At 63.0% G+C, this 22976-nt stretch carries 20 protein-coding genes; 7 read left to right on the forward strand and 13 right to left on the reverse strand.

Annotated elements, in window-relative coordinates; translation table 11 throughout:
• Positions 1-72 precede the first annotated feature (72 nt).
• From LIY36_RS24510 to LIY36_RS24525, 4 genes are read left to right on the forward strand one after another with little or no spacing between them, the layout of a single operon-like run.
• Entirely contained in the window at positions 73-1935 is a 1863-nt protein-coding gene (locus LIY36_RS24510) for a phytase (protein WP_226457481.1), read from the forward strand.
• Between the two features lie 46 nt (positions 1936-1981).
• Positions 1982-2674, forward strand: coding sequence for a protein TolQ (gene tolQ / locus LIY36_RS24515; protein WP_226457482.1), 693 nt, complete (start codon positions 1982-1984; stop codon positions 2672-2674).
• A gap of 15 nt (positions 2675-2689) precedes the next feature.
• The gene (gene tolR / locus LIY36_RS24520) at positions 2690-3136 is read left to right on the forward strand and encodes a protein TolR (RefSeq protein WP_226457483.1); all 447 of its coding nucleotides are present in this window, start codon (positions 2690-2692) and stop codon (positions 3134-3136) included.
• Positions 3133-3897 (forward strand): energy transducer TonB, encoded by a 765-nt coding sequence (locus LIY36_RS24525; protein WP_226457484.1) that lies wholly within the window; start codon positions 3133-3135, stop codon positions 3895-3897. Before tolR ends, LIY36_RS24525 begins: the two co-directional genes overlap by 4 nt.
• A gap of 5 nt (positions 3898-3902) precedes the next feature.
• Here the strand turns inward: LIY36_RS24525 and LIY36_RS24530 are convergent, their stop codons facing one another.
• The 10 genes from LIY36_RS24530 to LIY36_RS24575 form a co-directional block, all read right to left on the reverse strand.
• On the reverse strand, positions 3903-6023 hold the full coding sequence (locus LIY36_RS24530; protein ID WP_226457485.1) for a TonB-dependent receptor: 2121 nt from the start codon (positions 6021-6023) through the stop codon (positions 3903-3905).
• Between the two features lie 311 nt (positions 6024-6334).
• Entirely contained in the window at positions 6335-7279 is a 945-nt protein-coding gene (locus LIY36_RS24535) for a D-isomer specific 2-hydroxyacid dehydrogenase family protein (protein WP_226457486.1), read from the reverse strand.
• On the reverse strand, positions 7276-8445 hold the full coding sequence (locus tag LIY36_RS24540) for an acyl-CoA dehydrogenase family protein (protein ID WP_226457487.1): 1170 nt from the start codon (positions 8443-8445) through the stop codon (positions 7276-7278). The genes LIY36_RS24535 and LIY36_RS24540 overlap by 4 nt, the downstream gene beginning before the upstream one ends.
• Positions 8446-8569: 124 nt before the next feature.
• Complete coding sequence (locus LIY36_RS24545) at positions 8570-9253, reverse strand: peroxiredoxin-like family protein (RefSeq protein ID WP_192296402.1); 684 nt, start codon at positions 9251-9253, stop codon at positions 8570-8572.
• Entirely contained in the window at positions 9250-10596 is a 1347-nt protein-coding gene (locus LIY36_RS24550) for an LLM class flavin-dependent oxidoreductase (RefSeq protein WP_226457488.1), read from the reverse strand. Before LIY36_RS24550 ends, LIY36_RS24545 begins: the two co-directional genes overlap by 4 nt.
• A gap of 30 nt (positions 10597-10626) precedes the next feature.
• Positions 10627-11601 carry an ABC transporter substrate-binding protein gene (locus LIY36_RS24555; RefSeq protein WP_226457489.1) on the reverse strand — a complete coding sequence of 325 codons (975 nt, stop codon included), beginning with the start codon at positions 11599-11601 and terminating at the stop codon, positions 10627-10629.
• 222 nt (positions 11602-11823) lie between these two features.
• Positions 11824-12186 (reverse strand): 4Fe-4S dicluster domain-containing protein, encoded by a 363-nt coding sequence (locus LIY36_RS24560; protein WP_226457490.1) that lies wholly within the window; start codon positions 12184-12186, stop codon positions 11824-11826.
• Between the two features lie 146 nt (positions 12187-12332).
• A complete protein-coding gene (locus LIY36_RS24565) occupies positions 12333-13907 on the reverse strand; it encodes an FAD-dependent oxidoreductase (RefSeq protein ID WP_226457491.1) in 1575 nt (524 codons plus the stop codon).
• A 108-nt stretch (positions 13908-14015) separates the two neighbouring features.
• Entirely contained in the window at positions 14016-15599 is a 1584-nt protein-coding gene (locus tag LIY36_RS24570; RefSeq protein WP_226457492.1) for a rhodanese-related sulfurtransferase, read from the reverse strand.
• Positions 15596-16207 carry a cysteine dioxygenase gene (locus LIY36_RS24575; RefSeq protein WP_226457493.1) on the reverse strand — a complete coding sequence of 204 codons (612 nt, stop codon included), beginning with the start codon at positions 16205-16207 and terminating at the stop codon, positions 15596-15598. Before LIY36_RS24575 ends, LIY36_RS24570 begins: the two co-directional genes overlap by 4 nt.
• Positions 16208-16421: 214 nt before the next feature.
• Between LIY36_RS24575 and LIY36_RS24580 the strand changes: the two genes are divergently transcribed.
• Together LIY36_RS24580 and LIY36_RS24585 are read left to right on the forward strand one after the other, a co-directional pair.
• Entirely contained in the window at positions 16422-17327 is a 906-nt protein-coding gene (locus tag LIY36_RS24580) for a LysR family transcriptional regulator (RefSeq protein WP_192296396.1), read from the forward strand.
• Between the two features lie 198 nt (positions 17328-17525).
• Positions 17526-18320 (forward strand): class II aldolase/adducin family protein, encoded by a 795-nt coding sequence (locus LIY36_RS24585; protein WP_226457494.1) that lies wholly within the window; start codon positions 17526-17528, stop codon positions 18318-18320.
• Positions 18321-18453: 133 nt separating this feature from the next.
• Here the strand turns inward: LIY36_RS24585 and LIY36_RS24590 are convergent, their stop codons facing one another.
• A complete protein-coding gene (locus tag LIY36_RS24590) occupies positions 18454-19536 on the reverse strand; it encodes an LLM class flavin-dependent oxidoreductase (protein WP_226457495.1) in 1083 nt (360 codons plus the stop codon).
• Positions 19537-19830: 294 nt separating this feature from the next.
• On the opposite strand from LIY36_RS24590, the gene glsB reads away from it, so the two are divergent.
• Positions 19831-20739, forward strand: a complete 909-nt coding sequence (gene glsB / locus LIY36_RS24595; RefSeq protein ID WP_192296393.1) for a glutaminase B — start codon at positions 19831-19833, stop codon at positions 20737-20739.
• Between the two features lie 43 nt (positions 20740-20782).
• On the opposite strand, the gene lspA is transcribed toward glsB, so the two are convergent.
• Together lspA and LIY36_RS24605 are read right to left on the reverse strand one after the other, a co-directional pair.
• A complete protein-coding gene (gene lspA / locus LIY36_RS24600) occupies positions 20783-21286 on the reverse strand; it encodes a signal peptidase II (RefSeq protein WP_226457496.1) in 504 nt (167 codons plus the stop codon).
• A 434-nt stretch (positions 21287-21720) separates the two neighbouring features.
• Positions 21721-22965 (reverse strand): saccharopine dehydrogenase family protein, encoded by a 1245-nt coding sequence (locus tag LIY36_RS24605; protein ID WP_226457497.1) that lies wholly within the window; start codon positions 22963-22965, stop codon positions 21721-21723.
• Between the last annotated feature and the right edge of the window lie 11 nt (positions 22966-22976).

The raw sequence follows: 22976 nt of genomic DNA on the forward strand, positions 1-22976 counted from the left end.
GATCTAAATGTGGGAGCAGGCAAGCCAGCTCCCACAGTAGAACTCCATTGTTTTCAAAGGATTTACCCGTACATGAGAATTTCCAAGCTGTACCTGCTGATGACATTGGCGACCGCCGTGCCTGCAATGGCCGCCGACCTGGCGCTGACGCCCTGGGCGCCAGGCCTGAATGCCGAAGCAATCACGTTCCTGAGCGACACCCAGCGCCTCACCGCCAGCCCCCGTGACGGCTTGCAACTGGTCGACGCCAAAGGTGCCGAACTGGCCCGTTTCAAGGGCAATTTCAGCAGCCTCGATACCCGCACCGCCGGCTCCCAGACCCTGGTCGCCAGCCTCGACAATGATCGCCAGCAAGCCCTGCTGATCAACCTCGATGCGTCCGCGAAAACCTTCGGCAAACCGCTCTACCTGCCCCCCCGCGACTACGCGGTGAATGGCCTGTGCCTCTACCGCGACTCCGCCGCCAACCTGTTTGTGTTCCTCGTCGGAGAGGAAGGCAAGGGCGAGCAATGGCTGGTCGGTCACGCTGCGACGCTGTTGAGCGAGCCGCAGCGTGTGCGCGGTTTGCCGCTGCCGCCGTCGGCGCAATTCTGCCAGGTGGACGACGGCGCCAATCGCCTGGTGGTGAACGAAGAAAACCTCGGCTGGTGGGCTTACCCGGCGCACCCGGAAGCGGATGTGAAACGCACGCCGGTGGCGGTGTTCGACAATCCCAAGCGCGAAGCCGGGGCCATGGCGCTGGTACCGGGAGGTGTGGTCGCGCTTGATCCCAAGACGGCTCAACTGCATCTGTTCCAGCAAAGCGGTGAGCGCTGGGTGGAGCAATCGAGCCTGAACCTGCCAGGCCTCAAGGAACCGGAGCAACTGGCGGTGAGCGGCCAGCAACTGCTGGTGCGTGATGACGACACTGGCAAGCTCTATCAGGGCAAGCTCAATTGGCAGGCCAAGTCGGTGCCGGTCGAAGCGGTGATTCCAGAGGTCGCGGCCATGCGCCAGACCGATCCTGTCGGCCGTCAGGGCGATGCAGCGGATGATCCGGCGATCTGGATTCACCCCGAGCAGCCGGGCAAAAGCCGCGTGCTCGGCACCAACAAAAAACAGGGCCTGCTGGTCTATGACCTGGACGGCAAGCTGTTGCAGGAACTGGCGGTCGGGCGCCTGAACAACGTCGACGTGCGCCCCAATTTCAAGTTGGGCACGCAGACCGTCGACCTTGCCGTCGCCAGCAACCGTGATCACAACAGTCTGAGCCTGTTCAGCATCGACCGCAGCAGCGGCGAGCTGCGCGAAGCCGGTGAAGTGCCGACGCCGCTCAAGGCGATCTACGGCATCTGCCTGTTTCAGCCCGCCAGTGGCGAGATCTATGCCATCGCCAACGACAAGGACGGCACCTTCCTGCAATACCGCCTGAGCGCCGCGGACGGCCGCGTGCACGGCGAGTTGGTGCGCCAGTTCAAGGTCGACAGCCAGCCCGAAGGCTGCGTGGCCGATGACCAGCGCCAGCGCCTGTTTATCGGTGAAGAAGACGTCGGCGTGTGGGCGGTGGATGCCCGCGCCGACCAGCCGGCCAAGCTCACCAGCGTGATCAAGGTGGGGCCGCAACTGCATGCGGACGTCGAGGGCCTGGCGTTGTACCAGAGCGATAAACGCGACTACCTGGTGATCTCCAGCCAGGGCAACGACAGCTACCTGGTGGTGGATGCCGAACCGCCGTTCGCCACCCACGGTGCGTTTCGCGTCGGCCTGAATGCCGATGCCGGCATCGACGGTGCTTCGCAGACCGATGGCCTGGAAGTCACTGCGATCAACCTCGGCGGGCCCTGGAGCCAGGGCATGCTGGTGGTGCAGGACGGGCGCAAGCGCATGCCCGAGCAGGCCCAGAACTTCAAGTTTGTGCCGTGGGCCGAGGTGACCCGCACGCTGAAATTGCCGTAACGCGTCATCACCCGGTCATCACTTTTTATTCGAATAGGAGTTCACCATGCACGCGACGATGGAACATATGACGATCTGGGGTTTGATCAGCGACGCCAGCCTGTTGGTCAAGGCGGTGATGATCACGTTGCTGCTGGCTTCCTTGCTCAGTTGGTACTTGATCATCCAGCGCGGCACTGTGCTGCGCCGCCTGGAGCGCCAGTTGCACGCTTTTGTGCAGCGCTTTCGCGCCGCGCCCGACTTGCAGCCGCTGTACTGCGACGCGGTGCAGGCGGGTGAGGGCGGCATTGCGCCGATCTTTATCGCCGGGATCGAGGAATACCAGCACCTGCACAGCCATGATCCGGCGGTGCTCGAAGGGGTGGAGCGGGCGTTGCAGGTGGCGATCACCGAGCAGGAAATCGAACTGGAAAAGGGCCTGCAATTTCTCGCGACCGTGGGCTCGGTCAGCCCTTACATCGGCTTGTTTGGCACCGTGTGGGGCATCATGAATTCGTTCATCGGTTTGTCCCAGGTGCAACAGGCCACGCTGTCCACGGTGGCGCCGGGCATCGCTGAAGCGTTGATCGCCACGGCCATCGGTCTGTTTGCGGCGATTCCGGCGGTGATCGCCTACAACCGCTTTGCGGCCCGTGGCCAGACCTTGCTCACCCGCTACTACGCCTTCGGCAACGAACTGCAAGTGCGCCTGCACCGCACCTTGCGCGGCACGCCGATCAACCTGGCCGTGGCCGCCTGAAAGAGGAGCAAGACGATGCTGACCAGGCCGCAACGCAAGCACGGGCCCAAGGCCGAGATGAACGTGGTGCCGTATATCGACGTGATGCTGGTGCTGCTGGTGATCTTCATGGTCACCGCGCCGATGCTGACCCAGGGCGTGAAGATCGAACTGCCCAAGGTCGCCGCCGAGGCGCTGGCCACCGACACGCGCCAGCAGATCCTGACGTTGTCGGTGAAAGCCGACGGTGGCTACTACTGGAACCTCGGTGGCGAACTGGACACCACGCACCAGACCGACAGCGCCGTGAGCCTGGATGAAATGGGCGCCAAGGTCATGCAGGTGGTGGCGGCGCGCAGTGACACCCAGGTGTACATCCGCGCCGACGATAACGCCGGCTACGGCCGCGTGGTCGCGGCCATGGCGGTGTTGCAGAAAGGCGGTGTGAGCAACCTGGGGCTGGTGACCGAGGCCCCGCAATGACGGCGATGATCATGCACAGTCCAACGCTGGCAAGGCTGCCCCGGGACACGGCGGGGTTTTGGCGCAACAGCTTGGCGGCGAGCATCGCGGTGGCGCTGCACGTCGGTGTGTTGGCCGCGCTGATGCTGGGCTGGTCCACGGAAAAACCGCTGGTGGAGGCACCACGGGTGATGCACACCCAGTTGGTGATGCTGCCACCGGCGCCCGCGCCGGTGCCTGAGCCAGTGGCCGTCGTACCCCCCGCGCCACCGGAGCCGGTTGCCGTGCCGGTACCGCCCAAACCCGTGGTAGATCCACGGATCCAGGCGCAAAAGCTGGAGAAAGCCGCCTTGGCCCGCAAGCGGGTCGAGGACCAGAAAATCGCGCAGCAGCAAGAGCGACTGGCGACCGAGCAGCGCAACCGCGAGTTGGAGCAGCAGCGCCTGGACCAACAACGCCTGGCCGCCGAACGCGCCCGTCCTGCGGCCCCGGCGGCAGCCCCGGCGTTTGACAGCCGCCAATACCAGCCCTTGAGCAAGCAAGCTCCGGACTACCCGGAGCGCGCCCTGGACAAGAACATCGAAGGCGATTGCTCCGTGGAGTACACCGTCAACCCCCAGGGCCGCGTGGAAAATCCCCGGGTGCTCGACGGCTGCCATCCATTGTTCATGCGGCCTTCACTGGCGGCGGCGAACACCTTCCGATACCAGCCGCGCATCGTTGAGGGCAAGGCGGTCGCCGTACCGGCGGTGCGCAACACCTTCCACTACCGCATCAAATAGGCGCCTCAGAGGTCGTAGCGCACTGACAGCAACACGGTGCGCGGGTCGTTGACCGAGTAGTAGCGCGCACCGCTGGACGGCACGTAGCCCACCGATTGCGGATAGGCGCGGTCCAGCAGGTTTTTCACCGCGAGGGTGGTGGTCCAGTGGCCGTCGCCGCTGATGTAGCGGGTGTTGGCGTTCCAGAAGGTTTGCTGCGGCACTTCCTGGATGTCGTCGTTCAGTGCGTTGGCCCAGGACTTGGTCTGGAACTGCGCATCCGTGCCCGCCAGCCACGTGCCCGGCAATCCGGCCGGGATTGTGTAGTTGAGACCGACGCTGGCGTTCCAGCGCGGCGAGAACACCAGGTGCTTGCCGTTGGCATCCACGCCTGCGCCGCTGGCGTTCTGGAAGTCGTCGTACTGGCTTTCCAGGTAGCCGAGGTTGGCGGTCAGTTGCAAGTCGCGGCTCAGGGCGGTGAGGGTCTCCAGCTCGACGCCGTAGGTGTGGGCCTGGCCGACGTTGGTGCGCAGGCTCACGCCCAGCGCCGGGTCGTAGGCGTTGGTCTGCAGGTCCTTGTAGTCGTTGTAGAACAACGCAACGTTGGCGCGCAGGCGCTGGTCGAAGAAGTCACCCTTCAAGCCGGTTTCCCAGGTGGTCACGTCTTCCGGCGAGAACGCCTGCTCGGCGGCGGCGCGGGTCGGTGCACGGTTGTCGTAGCCGCCGGCCTTGAAGCCCTTGGCGACGTAGGCGTACTGGTTCAGGTGCGGGGTCCAGGCGTATTCGAAGCCGAGTTTCGGGCTGGTGGACTGCCAGGACTTGCTCGACTCGGCGGCAAAGTTAGTGCCGGTGATCTGCCGGTCGGTGTTGATCGCGTAGTTGGTGAACTCGAAGTTCTTGTGCTCGCGAGTAAAGCGCAGGCCGGCGATCAGCGACAGTTGCGGGGTGATCTTGTAGGTGCCCTGGCCGTAGAGCGCATAGCTTTCAGTGTTGGTGGTGCTGTACTGGCCCTGGCCGATCACGCGGTTGCGTGGGATGGAATAGGTGAGGTTGTCGCGGTCGGCGTCGAAGCGCTCGCGGTACAGGTACAGGCCGGTGCTGAAGCTGAAGGCGTCGTAGTCGCCGTTGAGTTGGAACTCCTGGGTCGCGTAGTTCTGCTTGTAGAGGATCAGGTTGTTCTGGATCAGCGCGGCCTGGCCGGAGTTGTCGTAGTCCACCGGCTGGTTGAACGAGGACCAGGCGGTGACCGACTTGACGTTCAGGTGATCGTCGATCGCATAGAGGGCGCGTAACACCGAACTGCCCTGGTCGAGGCGGTTTTTCGGGTCGAGGCTGCTGTAGCTCTTGAACTTGTCGAAATGCCCGTTGGCATCGAAGGGCGAATAGCTGGTGGTGTCACCGCGGTCAAAGGTGCCGGCCAGGGTCAGTTGCACATCCCACGGTGAATCCTCGGGCTTGTAGCGCAGCTTGCCGCGATAGGACTGGATGTCGACGTTGTTCACGTCCTTGCCCCGCGTCGGGTTTGACACGGTGCCGTCGCGGCTCAGGCGGATCGCCGAGAAGCTGGCGAACAGCGCGTTGTCCACCAGCGGGCCGCTGATCAGGACGCGGCCGTTCTGCGCGTTGTAGTTACCGGCGCCAAGTTCGACGAAACCACGGGTCTGCTGGTTCGGGTCGCGGGTGATCACGCGGATCGCCCCGGCGCTGCTGTTGCGTCCGTACAATGTGCCCTGGGGGCCGCGCAGCACTTCGACGCGCTCGACATCGTTGAAGTCGAGCATCGAGGAAATGGCGCGGGGGATGTACAGGTCGTCGGCATACACCGCCACGGCGGCTTCCTGGATCGGGTCGGTTTCGCCGATGCCACGGATGCCATAGGTCTGCGCGCTGTAGGAGATCGACTGGCGACTGAGGGTCAGGTTCGGCACCTGGCCGGAGAGGTCGCGCACGCTGCGGATCTGCTTGTCGTCCAGGGTCTGCTCGTCGAATGCGGAAATCGCCAGCGGGGTTTTCTGCAGGTCTTCGCTGCGGTGTTCGGCGGTGACATTCACCACCGGCAGGGCGGTGTCATCGGCGTGGGCGTAGACGCCGAGCAAGGCGAGGGAAGCGGCGAGGGTGAGGCGGCTGGGCACACGGGCATGGCTCATGGTGATGTCCTGAGAAAGTGGGGTTGGCAAGGCCTCCACCTGGTCAGGGGTCGGTGCTGGCTGTAACAATATGGATATGAAAGGCGTTCGTAAAAGTCCGTTTTGTTATATGTTAATTATTAATAATATGCATGGTATTTGTTAGTTAGATGCTATTTTCTGATTATATTTCCGGCTCGCCCAATACCCAATGTGGGAGCGGGCTTGCTCGCGAATGCGGTGAATCAGTCAACCTATTCATTGACTGACACACTGCATTCGCGAGCAAGCCCGCTCCCACACAAGCCCGCTCCCCCATTTATTGGGTGGTGTCAGGGTTTGGCGAGGTTGGCCAGTTCAGAACCGGCGACATAGCGCTCCAGATTCGCCAAGAACGTCTCCGCAATCTCATGGCGACTGTTGGTGGAAATCGCCGAGGTATGCGGCGACAACCTCACCCGCGGGTGCGTGTACAGCGGGTGCCCATCTGGCAACGGCTCGGGCTCGGTCACGTCCAGCGAGGCCAAGCCAACCTGGCCATTATCCAGCGCCTGCAGCAACGCCTCCTGATCCAGCAAGCCACCCCGTGCAATGTTGATCAGATGCAGCCCCGGCTTGGCGCTGGCGAGCACATCGCGGTTGATGAGGTTGCGCGTGGCCTCGGTCAATGGTGCGGCCACCACCAGGTGGTCGGCACGGGCGAACAGGTCGTGGATGTCCTTGGCGGCGTCCACGCCTGCGCTGAAGGGCGCCTGGCTCTGGCGCAACGCCACAACGTTGATCCCCAGGGCCTGGGCTTTCTGCGCCAGGCGCTCGCCAATCGCGCCAAAGCCGAGAATGCCCAGGGTGGTGCCCTTGAGCGGGCGCAGCGGGGTGAAGTTCCAGTGTGAGTCCTTCACCCAGATGTCCGGCAGGTGCTTGGACGCGGCAAAGATCGCGGCCAGGGCGAACTCGGCCAGGTTGTCGGCGGCACTGCCGCGCGAGGTGGTCACCGGCGGGCCGTTGAACAGCCAGTGCGGGTAGAAATCGATGCCCGACGACACCAGGTGCACCCACTGCGTGCCGTAGGGCCAGCCCGGTGGCGGGGTGTCCGGGGCGGTGTAGCCGCGTACGTTGATCGGCCGCGCCAGCAGGATATTCGCCTGGGATGGCAGGTCACTGGGGACGCCCACGGGCACACCGATGACTTGGGCCTCGGGGTGGATCGCAGCGAGGCGCTCGCGGATCACCTGGTTGAAATCTTCATCCAGCTGGCTGGCGATAATCACCTGAGTCATGTGCGCTCCTTTTGGCGTTGGGCGAAAGCGGCCTTGCCGGCGCCTTGCAATACGGCGTCGTCCTGCGGTGTGTGCACGCGGCTGCAGAGCACATCGCGGTAGTGGCGTTGCAGCGGGTTGTGACGCGACAGGCCTGGGTTGCCGGAGGCCTCGATGGCCAACTCGACGGCGCGAATCGCGTTGTTGGTCACCAGGTACTTCAACTGCGCGGCATTCGCGGCCGGGGTGTGGCCTTCGGCCGCGGCGTCGAGCAGGCTACGGTTGGCGAACAGCAGGGTGTCGATATGGCCGACGGTTTCCTGGAAGCGCGGCAGGGTCGACAGCGCCGCGCCGAGGTTGGACGGTTGGCGTTCTTCCAGCCAGTTCACCAGCCAGTCACGCGCCGCCTGGGCCACGGCGTCATAGACCGAGGACAGCAACACCGACATCCACAGGAACCCTTCGGCATCCAGTTCCGGCGACGGCGCGCTCCACGGGCTGACACTGACGGCGTGGTCCAGCGGCACCAGCACGTTGTCGAGCACCACTTCGTGGCTGCACGTGGCGCGCATGCCGAGGTGGTCCCAGGTGTCGATGATGGTCACGCCGGGGCTGTCCTTGGGCACCAACCAGGTACCCACCAGCGGGTCGGCGTCATTGCTGCGGCCCCACACGCCGAACCAGCTCAGGCCGTGGCTGCCGGTGGAGTAGATCTTGCGCCCGCTGATGCGCCAGCCCTCGGCGGTGCGTACGGCGGTGGTCGCCGGCAAGCCGCCACGGGCCGGGGTGCCGAGGTCGGGTTCGACGCGCAGGGCATTGATCAACCCGCCGTTGCGCACGGCGTCTTCGGCGACTTGGGTGCGCAGGTGCGCGGGCCAGGTCTTGCTGTCTTGCAGGCGCGTGTGTTGCAGGTATTGCATCACCAGGATCAGTGCGGTGGAGGGTTCGCCCTTGGCGATCGCACTGATCGCCTTGCGTGCCTGGGGCAGGCTGGCCCCGCCGCCACCGAGGGATTTGGGCACGGTGAGGGCGACCAGGCCGTGTTCGTGCAGGCGTTTGAAATTGGCATGGGGGAAGGCGCCGCTTTCGTCGTAGAGGTGCGCGGTGCTGGCCAGCTCGGCGCTGAGGCGTTCGAGCAGGGCTTCGAAATTGGCGACTTCCACGGAGCGTAGTGACGGTTGGGTCATAGGAATGTACTCGGTCAGAAATGTGGGAGCGGGCTTGCTCGCGAAAGCGGTGTGTCAGGCCACGGATTCACTCGCTGAACCACCGCCTTCGCGAGCAAGCCCGCTCCCACAGGAGAGTGTGGGCTCAGATGGCCAGTCGTACGGCTTGATGGCCCAGCAAACGCTCGACTGCCTGCAACACCGGCTCGGCTTGCGTGCGTACCAACCAATCCGGACTCACCTGCACAAACGCCACCGTGCCATCCCTGGCAATCACTACGACCGTCGGCTGCGGCAATTCCCAGGTGCCGGTGCCAGTGGTTTCGCCGATGCTGTTGCCCTTGGCCAGCGCCGCGTTACGCGACGCCTCGTCAAAGCTGTAGAGAATCCCCAGGCGCCGCGCGAGGTTGTTGTCTCGGTCACTGGCCACCAGCAATTGCAGGGCGTGGCGGGTCTTGATCTCCACCAGGCGCTCGGGCACTTGCGGGCTGACTGCCACCAGCGGCACGCCGAGCTCGCGCAGGCGTGGGTAGAGCTGGCGCTCGTAATAGGGCAGGGCGATGTTGCACGCCGGGCAGCCGGCAAAGCGGAAGAAGATCAGCACCGCGGGGCCGTCGGCCAGCAGCGACTCGCGGTTGAGTTCGCCGCCTTCGACATTGAGCAGGGTGAACGGGTCCAGCTCATCGCCGACCTGCACGTAGTCGTCGGGGCGTGCTTCAGCCACCAGGCGTTGGCGCTGGTCGATATTGATCTGCAGCGCTTGCGGCGCCCAGGTCGCGACCCGTTCGGCGTGCAGGTCCGCCAGCTGACGGTTGAGGGATTCGCTCATGCCAGCGCCTCCTGTTTTTCTTTCACGTTGGCGACGCTGTAACGGTTGGCCGGTACGTCCAGGCCGAGGTTGTCGCGCAGGGTCTGGCCGCTGTATTCGCTACGGAACAGGCCGCGTTGCTGCAGTACCGGCACCACCAGTTCGGTGAAGTATTGCAGGCCGTCCGGCAGCACCGAGTTGACGATGAAGCCATCGCTGGCGCCGCGCTCGAACCAGGTCTGGATCGCATCGGCGACTTGCTCCGGGGTGCCGACAAAATCACGCTTGGGCCGCGAGAAACGCAGGGCCACTTCGCGCAGGCTCAGGCCTTCATCCCTGGCTAACTGCTTGATCCGGTCGGAACCGCCTTTTTGGCTGTTGGAGCCGAGGTCGCCCAGTTCCGGGAAGGGTTCGTCCAGTGGATATTTGCTGAAGTCGTGGTCGTTGAACGGGCGGCCGAGGGCGACGATGGCGTCCTCGACGGTGACCAGGTCCACGGCTTGCTGGTAGCGGCTTTCCACTTCGGCGGCATCGCGGCCGACAATCGGGCGGATGCCGGGCAGGATCGACAGGCTGTCGGGGTCGCGACCAAAACCCTTGGCGCGGCGCTTGAGGTCCTGGGAATACGCCAGGCCCTCCTCGATGCTCTCTACGTGGACAAAGATCGCATCGGCATTTTCAGCGGCAAAGTTGCGCCCGTCTTCAGACGTGCCTGCCTGGAAAATCACCGGCTGGCCCTGACGCGAACGCGCAATGTTCAGCGGGCCCTTGACCGAGAAGAACTCGCCCTTGTGGTTCAGCGCGTGCAGCTTGCCCGGGGTGAAAAATTCGCCGCTGTGCTTGTTGTAGGCGAAGGCGTCGTCTTCCCACGAGTCCCACAGGCCCTTGACCGCGTTCACGTGTTCCTTGGCGATGCGGTAGCGCACGGCGTGGGGCGGATGCTCGGCCTTGCCGAAGTTGTCGGCGGTGCCGCTCAGCCACGAGGTCACTACGTTCCAGCCGGCACGGCCGCCGCTGATATGGTCCAGGGACGCGAACTGGCGCGCTACCTGGTAGGGCTCGGTGTAGCTGACGGTCACTGTGGCGACCAGGCCGATGTGGGTGGTGATCGCCGCGAGTGCCGAGAGGATGGTCAGCGGCTCGAAGCGGTTGAGGTAGTGCGGGCTGGACTTGGCGTGGATGTGCAGGCTGTCGGCGATGAACACGAAGTCGAACTTCGCGGCTTCGGCCAGTTCAGTCTGCTGCTTGTAGAAGCCGAAGTTGGTGCTGGCGTCCGGTTGGGCCTGCGGATGGCGCCATTCGCCCCAGCCGTGACCGACGCCGTGGACCATGGCTCCGAGTTTGAGTTGACGTGGCTTGCTCATGTTCTGCTCCTGTTGGCGCGATGCTTTTTATCAGCGCGATGCTTGGGAATTGGGGGCACGCTTGGCGTTAAAGCTCTTGTCGAAACCCTGCGACACGTCGATGTGTTTGGTCAGCAGGCCTTCTTTTTGATAGGTGTCGGCGGTCGCTTGCAGGCCGCTGATAACGCTGTCGTCAATCGCCACTGGGGTCAGGCGGGTGTCCTTGGCCACTTCCACATGCACTTGCAGCGGCAGGCCGGTGATCTTGGCTTGGGCGGCGGCGTATTCATTGGGGTGGGTGTTGGCCCAGGCGTAGGCACGGTCGAGGCGGGCGACAAAGTCGTCCAACTGCACACGCTTGTCGGCGATGGCCTGGCTGGTGGCTGCCAGGTACAGGTGGTTGCTCAGCAGCTGGTTGCCGCTGACCAGCACACGGGCCTGGCTTTGCGAGGTGACCACGGTGGTGTAGGGGTCCCAGGTCGACCAGGCGTCAGCCGTGCCGTTGTCCAGTACCAGGCGTGATTCGCTGGGCAGCAGGAAAATGAACTGCACGTCCTTGGTGGTCAGGCCGGCCTCGGCCAGGGCCTTGATCGCCAGGTAGTGGCCGATGGAGCCGCGCCCGGTGACGATCTTCTTGCCCTTGAGGTCGGCGACGGTCTTGATCGGCGAGTCCTTGGGCACCAGCAGCGCGGTGGTGTTGCGCCCTTCGGCGTGGATGATGCTGACCACCTTGAGCGAGGCACCGGCACCGAGGGCAAACACGTAGGGCGCGTCACCAAGGGCACCAATATCCACGGCCCCCGCGTTCAAGGCTTCGCCCAGGGGCGAGGCGGACGGGAACTCCGACCACTGGATTTCGTAAGGCACATTCCTGGTTTCGCCGCTGGCTTCCAGCAGCGCCTTGATCGTCGATTTCTGATTGGCCACCCGCAGCGGTTGCAGGTCGGCGGCGCCGGCAGTGCCGAGCAGTCCAAGGGCGAGGGCGGTGCCTAGGAGCAGGCGTTTGAAAGGGGTGGTAAAGACCATGGGATGCAGGCTCCAGGCAGATCAAGAAAGGGTTCGGCTACCTCCGCCTGGAGAAGGGGTCGGTGAGTGGTTTAACGTTATGCCCATAAAAACCTGCTGTGAAGTTCTTTTTGGTTATATGGTAATTATCAAAATAATTCATTATTAATAGTTTGATTATTCTCTTATTGCATTTCAGGTTTTTCAATCGCCTTATATCGATCAGCAGGTTTGAAATCAGCGTTATTGCTTCAAACCACTACCAACCTCCCGCGCCAACGCAAATATCCCATCCATCCGCCAATGCTCATTGCGATGAGCCGGGTCCTGCGCCCACTCATCCCACCCCGAATCCCGCCGATACTGGCCCAACAACCCCGCCGCGCGCACTGCCTGCGCATCGGGGTGACGCAGTTGTTCGGCGTCCGGGTCGACGTAGAGTGCGTCGCTGCGGCAATACAGCTCGCACATGAAGCAGGTCTGGCACGCCTGTTGGTCGGCGATCCGGGGTTTGCCCTGGGGGCTCAGCGCCAGCACGTTGGTGGGGCACACGGTGACGCATTGGCCGCAGCCGTTGCAGAGGTCGGAGTAGATCAGTTCAATCACCAATAATTACCTCATTCTGTAGTGAGCGGGCTTGCCCCGCGCCGGGTGGCGAAGCCGCCCCGAATCCAGACGCCGCGGTGTATCAGCAAGGCCGAGGTGCCTGGGTTTGGGGCGGCTTCGCCACCCAGCGCGGGCAAGCCCGCTCACTACATGGGTTGTGTGGGGGTAGGGGGGATGGGGTCGAAACGTGTGTGCACCTGATCGACGCCGGATATGCGCAAGTGCGCGTCGTATAGGGCGCTTTGCTGCGGTGTGTCGCTACGCTGGTGCATGCCACGGCTTTCCTTGCGCTGCGCCGCTGCGGTGTAGCACCAGCGCGCCGTGGCGGCCATGGCGGCGGTTTCGCGGTCACGCAGGGGGTTGGTTGAGGGGGCGGTGGCGCGCACCTGATCCCAGATGTTGTCGAGTTCGCGCAGTGAACGGTCGAGTTGCGCGCCGCTGCGGAAGAGGTTTTTGTCCAGCGGGTGAACCTCGGCCTGGATGCGTTGAATCAACTGCGCGCTGCCGCCGGCAACGCCATCAAAGCCGCGCACTGCACCGTGATAAGCCGCGCGCTGCCTGGCCAACCGCGCCGCTCCCCGCCCAGCCCACTGCCCCGTGGACAACGCCCACGCCGAGTTCTGCGCACCGCCCCCGGACGTCGCACCGGCAATCGGTTCACGGCTGGCCGCGTCGCCGGCGGCGAATACGCCGGGCACGCTGGTCTGGCAGTCGTCATTCAGCAAACGCAAACCGCCCACCCCACGGATGGTGCCCTCGGGGTGCAAGGTCACGGCAAACCGCTGTCGATACGGATCAACCCCGTGCCGATCAAACGGCAGCATCAGGTTGGGCTGGATACTCGGCAGTTGTGCACGAATATCCGCAGGCACCCGATTCAAGCGGCAATACACCGGGCCGTTGAGCAGCGCCCGGGCCAAATCCTCGGTAAAGCCGGGGCCGCTGCTGATTGCCAAGGGCCGATCCGCTGCGTCGAAGTAGTCGCCGAAGCTGTACACCATCGAACGGGTCATGCTGCTGCCCGCCGCCGCGATGCAGTAGTAGTTGGAAAACTCCATGCCCGACAGTTCGGCACCGGCTTCGGCGGCCATCAGGTAGCCGTCGCCGGTGTTGGTGTGGTTGCCCAGCAGACGCGAGAGGAACGCGCAGCCGCCGGTGGCCAGTACCACCGCGCCAGTGCGGATCAACCAGTCGCCACCGGCCTGGCGCCGCCAGCCACGGGCACCGACCACGCGGCCGTTGTCGTCGCGCAGCAGTTCCAGGGCCGGGTGGTGGTCGAGGATCGTCACGCCGCTGTCGAGTACCCGGCGACGCAGGCCGCGCAGGTACTCCGGGCCGCGCAGGCCACGGTATTGGGTTTCGCCCTGGTCGTTTTGCGCGAAGGCGTAGTAGTCGCGCAGGCCCGGCAGGCTGGTCCAGGTGGTGTCGATGGCGCGGGCCATCCAGCGTGCATCGGCCAGGCCGTAGGCGGTGGCCAGGCGTTTGTCGATGGCGGCTTCCCGCGCGCCCGGTGGCACCCACCAATGGCCGGGACCGGCCGTGGCGGTGACGCCGCTGGTGCCGCAGTAGCCCTTGTCCACCAGGATGACCTTGACCCCTTCGCGGGCCGCAGCGATGGCGGCCCAGGTGCCCGCCAAACCGCCGCCGACGATCACTACATCGCAGCTCAACTCAGTCATCTCAGCGGCCTCGGAAGTTGCACGCCAGGCGCGTGTAGTCATACGCACCGCCACAGCCGAACGGCGCGAACGGGCCGATTGGGCTCAGCTTGCGCCTGGAGAAGGGGCGGATGTGGGGCCTGCACCCGGCGTGGGTGCAGGTGGGGTTGATCAGATGACGAAAAAACCATGGGTGCCGTCGCGGGCCAGTTGGGCCACCAGGCCGAATTCCCAATCCAGGTAGGCCTGCATGGCTTCCTTGGGGTTGTCGGTGCCTTCGTACGGGCGGCGATAGCGGTCGATGCGCGGCGAGGCAAGGTGGCTTTCACCTTCTTCCAGCGGCAGTTGCGCATTGATCCAGGCAGCGGTGCCGCCTTCGAGCAGGAACACTTGCTTGCCGGTGATGGCTTCGACTTCTGCCACCGCCAGGCGCGCCAACTGGCTGCTGCCGCAGGTCAGCACGTAACGCTCGGCCACGGGCGCCTCTGCCAGGGCAGCGGGTAGTTGCGCGCGCAGGACCCACCAGGCGCCGGGGATATGGCGTTTGACGTAATTGGCGCTGGCGGTGAAATCCAGCACCACGGTGTCGCCATGTGCCTGCCATTCGGCAAGGGTGTGCGGGCTGATCAACTCGGCTTGCGGCGGCGCCGGGACCGGTGCGACCCACGGTCCTTGCTCGCTGAAGTGCGCTGCTTGCAGGTCGTCCAGCACATGCACGTCCCAGCCCAGTTGCGCGAGCCAGGAGGCGGACATGTTGGCGCGCACACCGTCGTCATCCGCCAGCACGATCCGCGCCCCGCGCACGCTGGCGACGTGGTCGGTTTCCTGCACCAACTGGCCGCCCGGCGTGGAGCGTGCGCCCGGCAGGTGACCGGCTTCGAATTCTTCCGGGGTGCGCACATCGAACAGGTAGGTGGTGCGGTGCGCCTGTTGCTGCCAACTGTGCAGGTCAGCCAGCGTGGCGCGGCCGACCCGCGCCCTGTCGGCGACGCGGCGCGCATCGGCCGCGGCCACTTGGCGATGTTCTTCCGACGTTGGCGCAAAGCGGCGCGATTGGCCGTGGGCGAGTTTCTGCCCGGCCAGGGTCCAGCCGATGGTGCCGTTGCGCAGCGCCGATACCGGGTTGGCCACGCCGGCGTTGATCAGTGACTGCGTGCCGATGATGCTGCGAGTGCGTCCGGCGCAGTTGACGATGATGCGCGTGGCCGGGTCGGGCGCCAGTTCACGGGCGCGCAACACCAGTTCGGCACCGGGCACGCTGATGCCGGTGGGGATGCTCATGGTCTGGTATTCGTCGAAGCGGCGGGCGTCGAGCACTACCACGTCGGCGTTGCTGTCGAGCAGCGCCTGCACTTCTTCGGCGGCCAGGGACGGCGTGTGACGCTGGCTTTCCACCAGTTCGCCAAAGGCCTTGCTCGGCACGTTGACGTCGATGAACAGCTCGCCGCCGGCCTTGCGCCAACCGTCCAGGCCGCCGTCGAGCAGGCTGACCCGGGTGTAGCCCAGGGCAACCAGGCGCTCGGCGGCGCGGGCAGCCAGGCCTTCGCCGTTGTCGTACACGGTGACCTGGGTGTCACGCCGCGGAATGCGCGAGTACACCTCCAGTTCCAGCTTGGACAACGGGATATTCGCGGCAAACAACGGGTGGGATTCGGCGAAGGGCGCCTCTTCACGCACATCGACCAGGGCGATTTCGTGATGGTCCAGCAGGGCCTGGCGGATCTGGGCGAAGTTCAGGGTCGATACGGTGCTCATAGGGCAGGGCTCTTTTCTTTGGACAAATCCCAGATGTTCGGGAGGAAGGCGTTGGAATAACCGGAGATAAACGGTTTCTCGCTACCGTCGGGCTGGTACACCGCACGGCGCACCGCGCCGATATTGGCGCCGTACACATGGATGCTGATGGACACCTGGTCGCTGTAGGCGTTGCTCACCTGGTGGATGTCACCGACCTTGGGCGACACCGCTTCAACCTGGCCGGGCACCAATTCAATCGGCTTGCCTTCGGCGACCAGGCTGCCGTCGGGCGCACGTGCGAAGCCTTGGGAAAACTCCGCGCCGCGCAACATGCCGATCAGGCCCCACACTCGGTGGTCGTGAATCGGCGTGCTTTGGCCCGGCCCCCACACGAAACTGACGATGCTGAAGCGCTGGCGCGAATCGGCGTGCAGCAGAAATTGCTGGTAGCGCTCGGGGTTGGGTTGGGCGAATTCATCCGGCAGCCAGTCATCATGGCTGACCAGTTGCGCCAGTAGCTTGCCGCCACGGTGCAGCAGGTCGCCTTCGCGTGGATTGCCGTCGATCAGTTCCGCCAGGGCGCCTATAAAGGCTCTGAGTCTTTCGGGGTGCTTGGCCTGGGTCATGGCAATTCCATCAGTCGGTGTTGATAGAAGTTATCTAAGCATAATGTTTATAGTTAATATGCTATTTTTTAATGATTAGCTTATAGCTGAAGGTAATTTAGAACTGGGTTGACTAGGCTTAGACGTTATCGATCACAGCGTGGACTATCCAGATAGCGTTCCTGCAACTATGCTTCGCACACATCTTAATGACTGATCTCTATGTGCGGCCCAAATGAAAATTGACGATATAGACGCCTTTGTCGAAGTGATCCGTTGCCAGTCCATCAGCCATGCCGCCGAATCCTTGCAACTGACCCAGCCCGCCATCACCCGTCGCGTACAGAACTTCGAGCAAGCGCTGGGGGTGGAACTGTTCGACCGTAATACCAAGCCGCTCAAACCAACGCTGATCGGCACTCGCGTGTATGAGCAGTGCCGGCTGATCCTGCGCGAAATGGATGCGCTGCGGGAACTGGTCGCCACCGACGCACCGCCCACCGGCCTGTTGCGCCTGGGTGTGCCGCAGACCATCGGCGACGTGGTGCTGCTGGATGCGCTCAAGCACCTGCGCACCGAATACGCCGACCTGCGCGCCCAGGTTGCCACCGGCTGGGGCAGCCAACTGGTCGGCAAGATCGAACGCGGCGAGCTGGATGCGGCGGCGGCGTTGTTCCCGGCAGGCAAGATCTTCCCCGACAACGTGGTCGGCGAGTCCATCGGCAAGATGGAGCTGGTGGTGGTGTGCGCCAAGGCGCAACTGCCAAAGAAACCCTGCAAGCTGGCGGATGTGTATCAGAACGGTTGGATCTTGAACCCGGATGGCTGCGGTTTTCGCGCCGGGTTGCAGCGCACCTTGTCCGACCAGGGGCTGGCGTTGCGGGTGAACCTGGAAACCTTTGGCACCGAGCTGCAATTGGGCCTGGTGGCGGATGGTCTGGGCCTGGGTTTGGTGCCGCGGCCGCTGCTGGAACGTAGCGTCCATCGCGAGCAACTGGCGGTGATGCCGCTCAAGGATTTCAAGCCGGTGATGGATTTGTGGCTGATCTATCCGCACTTCCTGGGCAACTTGCAGGGGCCGGTGGATGCGTTTGGCAAGTTGGTCGCCGCTTCCCTGCACAAGATCCGCGACGCCGCATAACCCCAGTGAAAGCGGCTTATTGTGGGAGCGGGCTTGCTCGCTCCCACACAGGCCTGCTCCCACATTCGTTCTGTGTTGTTGCCTGATTTTTTATGAAAAAAAATAATAATTAGCTTAGATTAAAATGTGCTTTTTATTATTTTTATCCATCCCCTAGGCTTGCCTGGAAGTCCTTAAGGCCATCCAGGAAGTTTTGCCATGAGCAGCGTCACCTCGATTTCCAACGTTTCCAGCAATGTCCGCCAGCGTGTCACTCCACAAGAATGGGAAGTGCGCGTCAAACTGGCCGCCGCCTACCGCCTGGCGGCCTTGTACAAGTGGACCGATCACATTTACACCCACTTCTCCGCCCGTGTCCCCGGCCCGGACGAGCATTTCCTGATCAACGCCTTTGGCCTGTTGTTCGATGAAATCAACGCCTCCAACCTGGTCAAGGTCGACCTCGACGGCACTATTGTCGACGACCCGACCGGCCTGGGCATCAACTACGCCGGCTACGTGATCCACAGCGCGATCCATGGCGCACGCCACGACTTGCAAGCGGTGTTGCACACCCATACCCGCGACGGCATTGCCGTGTCGGCGCAGAAGGACGGATTGCTGCCGATCTCCCAGCACTCCATCGGTTTCTCCGGCCGCGTGGCGTATCACGGGTATGAAGGCATTGCCCTGGACCTGGACGAGCGCGAGCGACTGGTGGCGGACCTGGGCGACAAGAGCGTGATGATCCTGCGCAACCACGGCTTGTTGACCGCCGGCATCAGCGTTGAGCATGCGTTCCAGCAGCTGCAGCAGTTGGAGCGTGCGTGCAATATCCAGGTCGCGGCACAGGCGGCGGGGAATGCGGAGTTGATCTTTCCGCCCAAGGAGGTGGTGGAAAAAGTCGAGCAGCAGGCCAAGGCGCACGCCAGCGGTGAAGGCCCGGGCGTAGCGCGGCATTGGAATGCACTGGTGCGGCAGTTGGAACGTTCCGACACCGACTACAAAAACTGATTCTCGGCACGCAGCAGATCTAAAAATGTGGGAGTTGGCTTGCCTGCGATAGCATCAACTCGGTGCATCTGCACAACCGAGGTGTTTGCATCGCAGGCAAGCCAGCTCCCACATTGTTTTGCAGTGTTCTTGCTTATGCTACTTGCTGGGCCTGCTCGCGCTCGGCAATCAACTGGCGGGTGAGGGGGATCAGGCGCTTGCCGTAATCGATGGCATCGTTCAGTGGATCAAACCCGCGAATCAGGAACGTAGTGATGCCCAGGTCGTAGTAGTCCACCAAGGCTTCGGCGACTTGCTCGGCGGTGCCCACCAGCGCAGTGGAGTTGCCTTGGGCGCCAAGCAGCCCGGCAATCCCGGTCCACAAGCGCTTATCCAGCCGCGATCCCTGCGCCGCTGCTGCCAGCAAGCGGCGCGAGCCTTCGTTCGGCGGTTCACGGCGCACAAAACCATTTTTCTCGGCCAGTGCGGTGGCCTGTTGCAGGATGCTGTCAGCCCTCTCCCAGGCAAGCTCTTCGGTCTCGGCGAGGATCGGTCGCAACGACAGGCTGAAGCGAATCGTACGCCCGTGCTTGGCCGCTTCGGCGCGCACCTGGGTGACGATCTCGCGCACTTGTTCGTAGGTTTCACCCCACAGCGCATACACGTCGGCATGTTTGCCGGCGACGGCAATGGCGGCAGCGGACGAGCCGCCGAAGTACAGTGGGATATGCGGCTGTTGCGGCGACTTCACCGTGGAGTGCGCGCCTTCGACCTGGTAGTAGGTGCCTGCGAAATCAAACGGCTGCTCGCTGGTCCATTCCTGGCGCACCACGCTCAGGTATTCGTCGGTGCGTGCGTAACGTTCGTCCTTGCCGATATGGCTGCCATCGGCGCGCAGTTCGCGGTCGTCACCGCCGGTGATGATGTGCACGGCGGTGCGCCCGCCGTTGAACACGTCGAGGGTGGTGAACTGGCGTGCCGCCAACGTCGGTTGGGCGAAGCCGGGGCGGTGGGCGATGAGAAATTGCAGTTTCTCTGTGACGCTGGCGGCGTGGGAGGCAATCAGCGTGCTGTCCGGGCTGTTGGAGTGGAACGCCACCAGGGCGCGGTCGAAGCCGGCCTCTTCGTGGGCGCGGGCCACGGTCTCGACGTAATCCGGTTGCAGGGTCGGGCCGCTGCGCGGGTGGATCTCGGAAGCGTGGTGGCCGCCAATGTAGCCGATGAATTCAATGCTCATGGTCTGTCCTTCTATCGTGCGGGAGGGCACCTCCACCGGGCAGGGGGTCGGTTGTTCGCGTCCAAAGTAGGGGCAGGGGGGTGGGGCTGTAAAATGCCGTTTGGTTCTAACCTAATTATTAAAATGTTGAATCATATTTTATGACATGTATCAGTATTTTGCATTTTTGGAGGGTCAGGTCATTTCTCCCAAGCTTTGGGCAGGTGGTAGAGATTGTGTGGGGCTTGCGCGCGCATTGCAGTATCCTCCGCGACCCGCTTATCAATGATTCCAAGACAGATGACAGGACAAGACATGCAGGTGATGCTTTCGTCGATTCTCGACGAAGTGCGCCCACTGATCGGCCTCGGTAAAGTCGCCGACTATATCCCCGCGCTGGCCGACGTGCCGGCCAATCAATTGGGGATCGCCGTGTACGGTAACGACGGTACGGCCTACTGTGCAGGTGACGCCGAAACACTGTTTTCGGTGCAGAGTATTTCCAAGGTATTCAGCCTGGTGCAGGCCATCGACCATGGTGGCGAAACCATCTGGGAGCGCCTGGGCCACGAGCCATCGGGGCAGCCGTTCAACTCGCTGGTGCAGCTGGAATTCGAACGTGGTCGGCCGCGCAATCCCTTTATCAACGCTGGTGCGTTGGTGATCTGCGACATCAACCAGTCGCGCTTCGCGGTGCCGATCCTGTCGATGCGCGATTTTGTCCGGCGGCTGTCGGGCAACCCGCAGATCCTGGTCAACAGCACTGTCGCCGAATCGGAAGCCCAGCACGGCGCACGCAATGCGGCCATGGCCTATCTGATGAAATCGTTCGGCAACTTCCACAACGATGTGGACGCAGTGCTGCACAGCTACTTCAACTATTGCGCGCTGCAAATGAGTTGCCTGGATCTGGCCAAGGCGTTCAGCTTCCTGGCCAACGAAGGCGTGAGCGCCCACAGCGGCGAACAGATCCTCACCGCGCGCCAGACCAAGCAGGTCAACTCGATCATGGCCACCAGCGGGCTGTATGACGAGGCGGGCAACTTTGCCTATCGCGTAGGCTTGCCCGGCAAGAGCGGCGTAGGCGGCGGGATCGTTGCGGTGGTGCCTGGGCAGTTTACGGTGTGCGTGTGGTCGCCGGAGTTGAACGCGGCGGGGAATTCGCTGGCGGGGATCAAGGCGTTGGAGTTGTTGAGCGAGCGGATTGGCTGGTCGGTGTTCTGACAGTTCGGGGGTTTGCGGTCACTGCCGTAAATCCCCTTGAAGCTTAGGCTTTGCGCGGCTTCATAAACAGATCCAGCATCAATAACAACGCCCCGACGGTGATCGCGATGTCGGCGAGGTTGAACACGCCGGTATGCGTCGGTCCCACATTCAGCACCATGTAGTCGACCACGTGGCCGTCACGGAAGACGCGGTCGATCAGGTTGGCGATACCGCCCAGGGCAATGGCGTAGAGCGGCAAGACCTTGCGCAACGGTTGGCTCCAGTTGGACAAGGACCAGCCCATCGCCCAGGCCACCACGATTGCCACGCCGACGATAAAGATCAGTTGTTTGACCTGAGGCGGCAGCGCCGCGCCCAGGCTCAGGAACGCGCCTGGATTCAGGCTCAGTTCCAGCGCCAGATTGAACGGGTTGGAGCCGAATTTGAAACTCTGGGTTTGCAGCGACACCAGGGCCAGCAGTTTGACCAGTTGGTCCACGGCAATAAAGGCGATGCCCGCGAGGAGGGCGAAGGTGCGGCCGCGCAGTAGGGATGACGTGCTCAAGCGGTAACTTCCTGTTCCGGGTCTGTGAGAGGGCGCCAGAAGATAGCCCAGGCGCTTTGTGGCGTCTATGTCCTGCCCGCACGGATCTCTCTTGCAAACGCGTTGTGTCGTGAGCGGGCGTTGTTGCAGTGCTCAAGAGCGCTGAGCAATTCAGCTCGTAACCTGGAATAACAGGCCCTGATATTTAAATGTGGGAGCTGGCTTGCCTGCGATGACAGTGTGTCAGCCAGTCTACCTTTAACTGACCCACCGCATTCGCGGGCAAGCCCGCTCCCACAGTGGATCGGTGTTGCTGGATAGTGAGTGTTCGGCTGAAGATCGCCCAGGCACTGCCAGCTCCCACATTTGATCTGATTAATCATGAGGGCTGTGTTTTCCCCAAACAAAAAATGCGCCCCTGAAGGCGCATTTTTTGTTCGGTCCGCTATCGCCGGTCAGGCAATCGCATCCCATGCACGATCCCCGTGCTCGTCCTTGATCCGGGTCGGCAGGCCCATCACATCCAGCGCTTTCAGGAACGGCTCGGCCGGCAGTTCTTCAACGTTGGCCATGCGTTGCACGTCCCACTCGCCACGGGCTACCAGCAGCGCTGCGGCCACCGGCGGAACGCCTGCGGTGTAGGAGATGCCCTGGCTGTCGGTCTCGGCAAACGCTTCTTCGTGATCGGCTACGTTGTAGATGAACACTTCGCGTGCCTTGCCATCCTTGGTGCCCTTGACCAGGTCGCCGATGCAGGTCTTGCCGGTGTAGCCGGGCGCCAGCGAAGACGGGTCGGGCAGTACGGCCTTGACCAGTTTCAACGGCACGACTTCCAGGCCTTCGGCGGTGGTGACCGGTTTTTCGGAGAGCAGGCCGAGCTTGTTCAGCACGGTAAACACGTTGATGTAGTGTTCGCCGAAGCTCATCCAGAAACGCACGTTGGGCACGTCGAGGTTTTTCGACAGCGAGTGCACTTCATCGTGGCCGGTCAGGTACAGGTTCTGCGAACCGACAACCGGCAGGTCATCGGTGCGTTTGACTTCGAACATGGTGTTGCTGGTCCACTGGCTGTTCTGCCAGCTCCACACCTGTCCGGTGAATTCGCGGAAGTTGATTTCCGGGTCGAAATTGGTGGCGAAGTATTTGCCATGGGAGCCGGCATTGACGTCGAGAATGTCGATCGAATCAATGCGGTCGAAATGCTGTTGCTGCGCCAGCGCGGCATACGCGTTGACGACACCCGGGTCGAAGCCCACGCCAAGGATGGCGGTGATGTTCTTCTGTTTGCACTCTTCCAGGTGGTTCCATTCGTAGTTGCCGTACCACGGCGGGGTCTCGCAGACCTTGCCCGGCTCTTCGTGGATGGCGGTGTCGAGGTAAGCCACGCCCGTGTCGATGCAGGCCCGCAGGACCGACATGTTGAGGAACGAGGAACCGACGTTGATGACGATCTGCGATTCGGTCTCGCGGATCAGGGCCTTGGTCGCTTCCACGTCCAGGGCGTTCAGCGCGAAGGCTTTGATTTCGGCGGGTACTTTGAGGCTACCCTTGGCCTTGACGCTGTCGATGATGGCCTGGCATTTGGAGATGTTGCGCGACGCGATAGCAATACGACCGAGTTCGTCGTTGTGCTGCGCGCACTTGTGGGCCACCACCTTGGCGACACCTCCTGCACCAATGATAAGAACGTTCTTTTTCAATTGCTTTCTTT

Origin of the sequence: Pseudomonas sp. AF03-9 (genome assembly GCF_020515815.1) — a bacterium.
In the GTDB taxonomy this organism is placed as follows: Bacteria; Pseudomonadota; Gammaproteobacteria; order Pseudomonadales; family Pseudomonadaceae; genus Aquipseudomonas.

Coding starts and splice junctions, on each gene's coding strand:
- LIY36_RS24510 (WP_226457481.1), top strand. CDS start 73: ATGAGAATTTCCAAGCTGTACCTGCTGATGACATTGGCGACCGCCGTG.
- tolQ (WP_226457482.1), top strand. CDS start 1,982: ATGCACGCGACGATGGAACATATGACGATCTGGGGTTTGATCAGCGAC.
- tolR (WP_226457483.1), top strand. CDS start 2,690: ATGCTGACCAGGCCGCAACGCAAGCACGGGCCCAAGGCCGAGATGAAC.
- LIY36_RS24525 (WP_226457484.1), top strand. CDS start 3,133: ATGACGGCGATGATCATGCACAGTCCAACGCTGGCAAGGCTGCCCCGG.
- LIY36_RS24530 (WP_226457485.1), bottom strand. CDS start 6,023: ATGAGCCATGCCCGTGTGCCCAGCCGCCTCACCCTCGCCGCTTCCCTC.
- LIY36_RS24535 (WP_226457486.1), bottom strand. CDS start 7,279: ATGACTCAGGTGATTATCGCCAGCCAGCTGGATGAAGATTTCAACCAG.
- LIY36_RS24540 (WP_226457487.1), bottom strand. CDS start 8,445: ATGACCCAACCGTCACTACGCTCCGTGGAAGTCGCCAATTTCGAAGCC.
- LIY36_RS24545 (WP_192296402.1), bottom strand. CDS start 9,253: ATGAGCGAATCCCTCAACCGTCAGCTGGCGGACCTGCACGCCGAACGG.
- LIY36_RS24550 (WP_226457488.1), bottom strand. CDS start 10,596: ATGAGCAAGCCACGTCAACTCAAACTCGGAGCCATGGTCCACGGCGTC.
- LIY36_RS24555 (WP_226457489.1), bottom strand. CDS start 11,601: ATGGTCTTTACCACCCCTTTCAAACGCCTGCTCCTAGGCACCGCCCTC.
- LIY36_RS24565 (WP_226457491.1), bottom strand. CDS start 13,907: ATGACTACACGCGCCTGGCGTGCAACTTCCGAGGCCGCTGAGATGACT.
- LIY36_RS24570 (WP_226457492.1), bottom strand. CDS start 15,599: ATGAGCACCGTATCGACCCTGAACTTCGCCCAGATCCGCCAGGCCCTG.
- LIY36_RS24575 (WP_226457493.1), bottom strand. CDS start 16,207: ATGACCCAGGCCAAGCACCCCGAAAGACTCAGAGCCTTTATAGGCGCC.
- LIY36_RS24580 (WP_192296396.1), top strand. CDS start 16,422: ATGAAAATTGACGATATAGACGCCTTTGTCGAAGTGATCCGTTGCCAG.
- LIY36_RS24585 (WP_226457494.1), top strand. CDS start 17,526: ATGAGCAGCGTCACCTCGATTTCCAACGTTTCCAGCAATGTCCGCCAG.
- LIY36_RS24590 (WP_226457495.1), bottom strand. CDS start 19,536: ATGAGCATTGAATTCATCGGCTACATTGGCGGCCACCACGCTTCCGAG.
- glsB (WP_192296393.1), top strand. CDS start 19,831: ATGCAGGTGATGCTTTCGTCGATTCTCGACGAAGTGCGCCCACTGATC.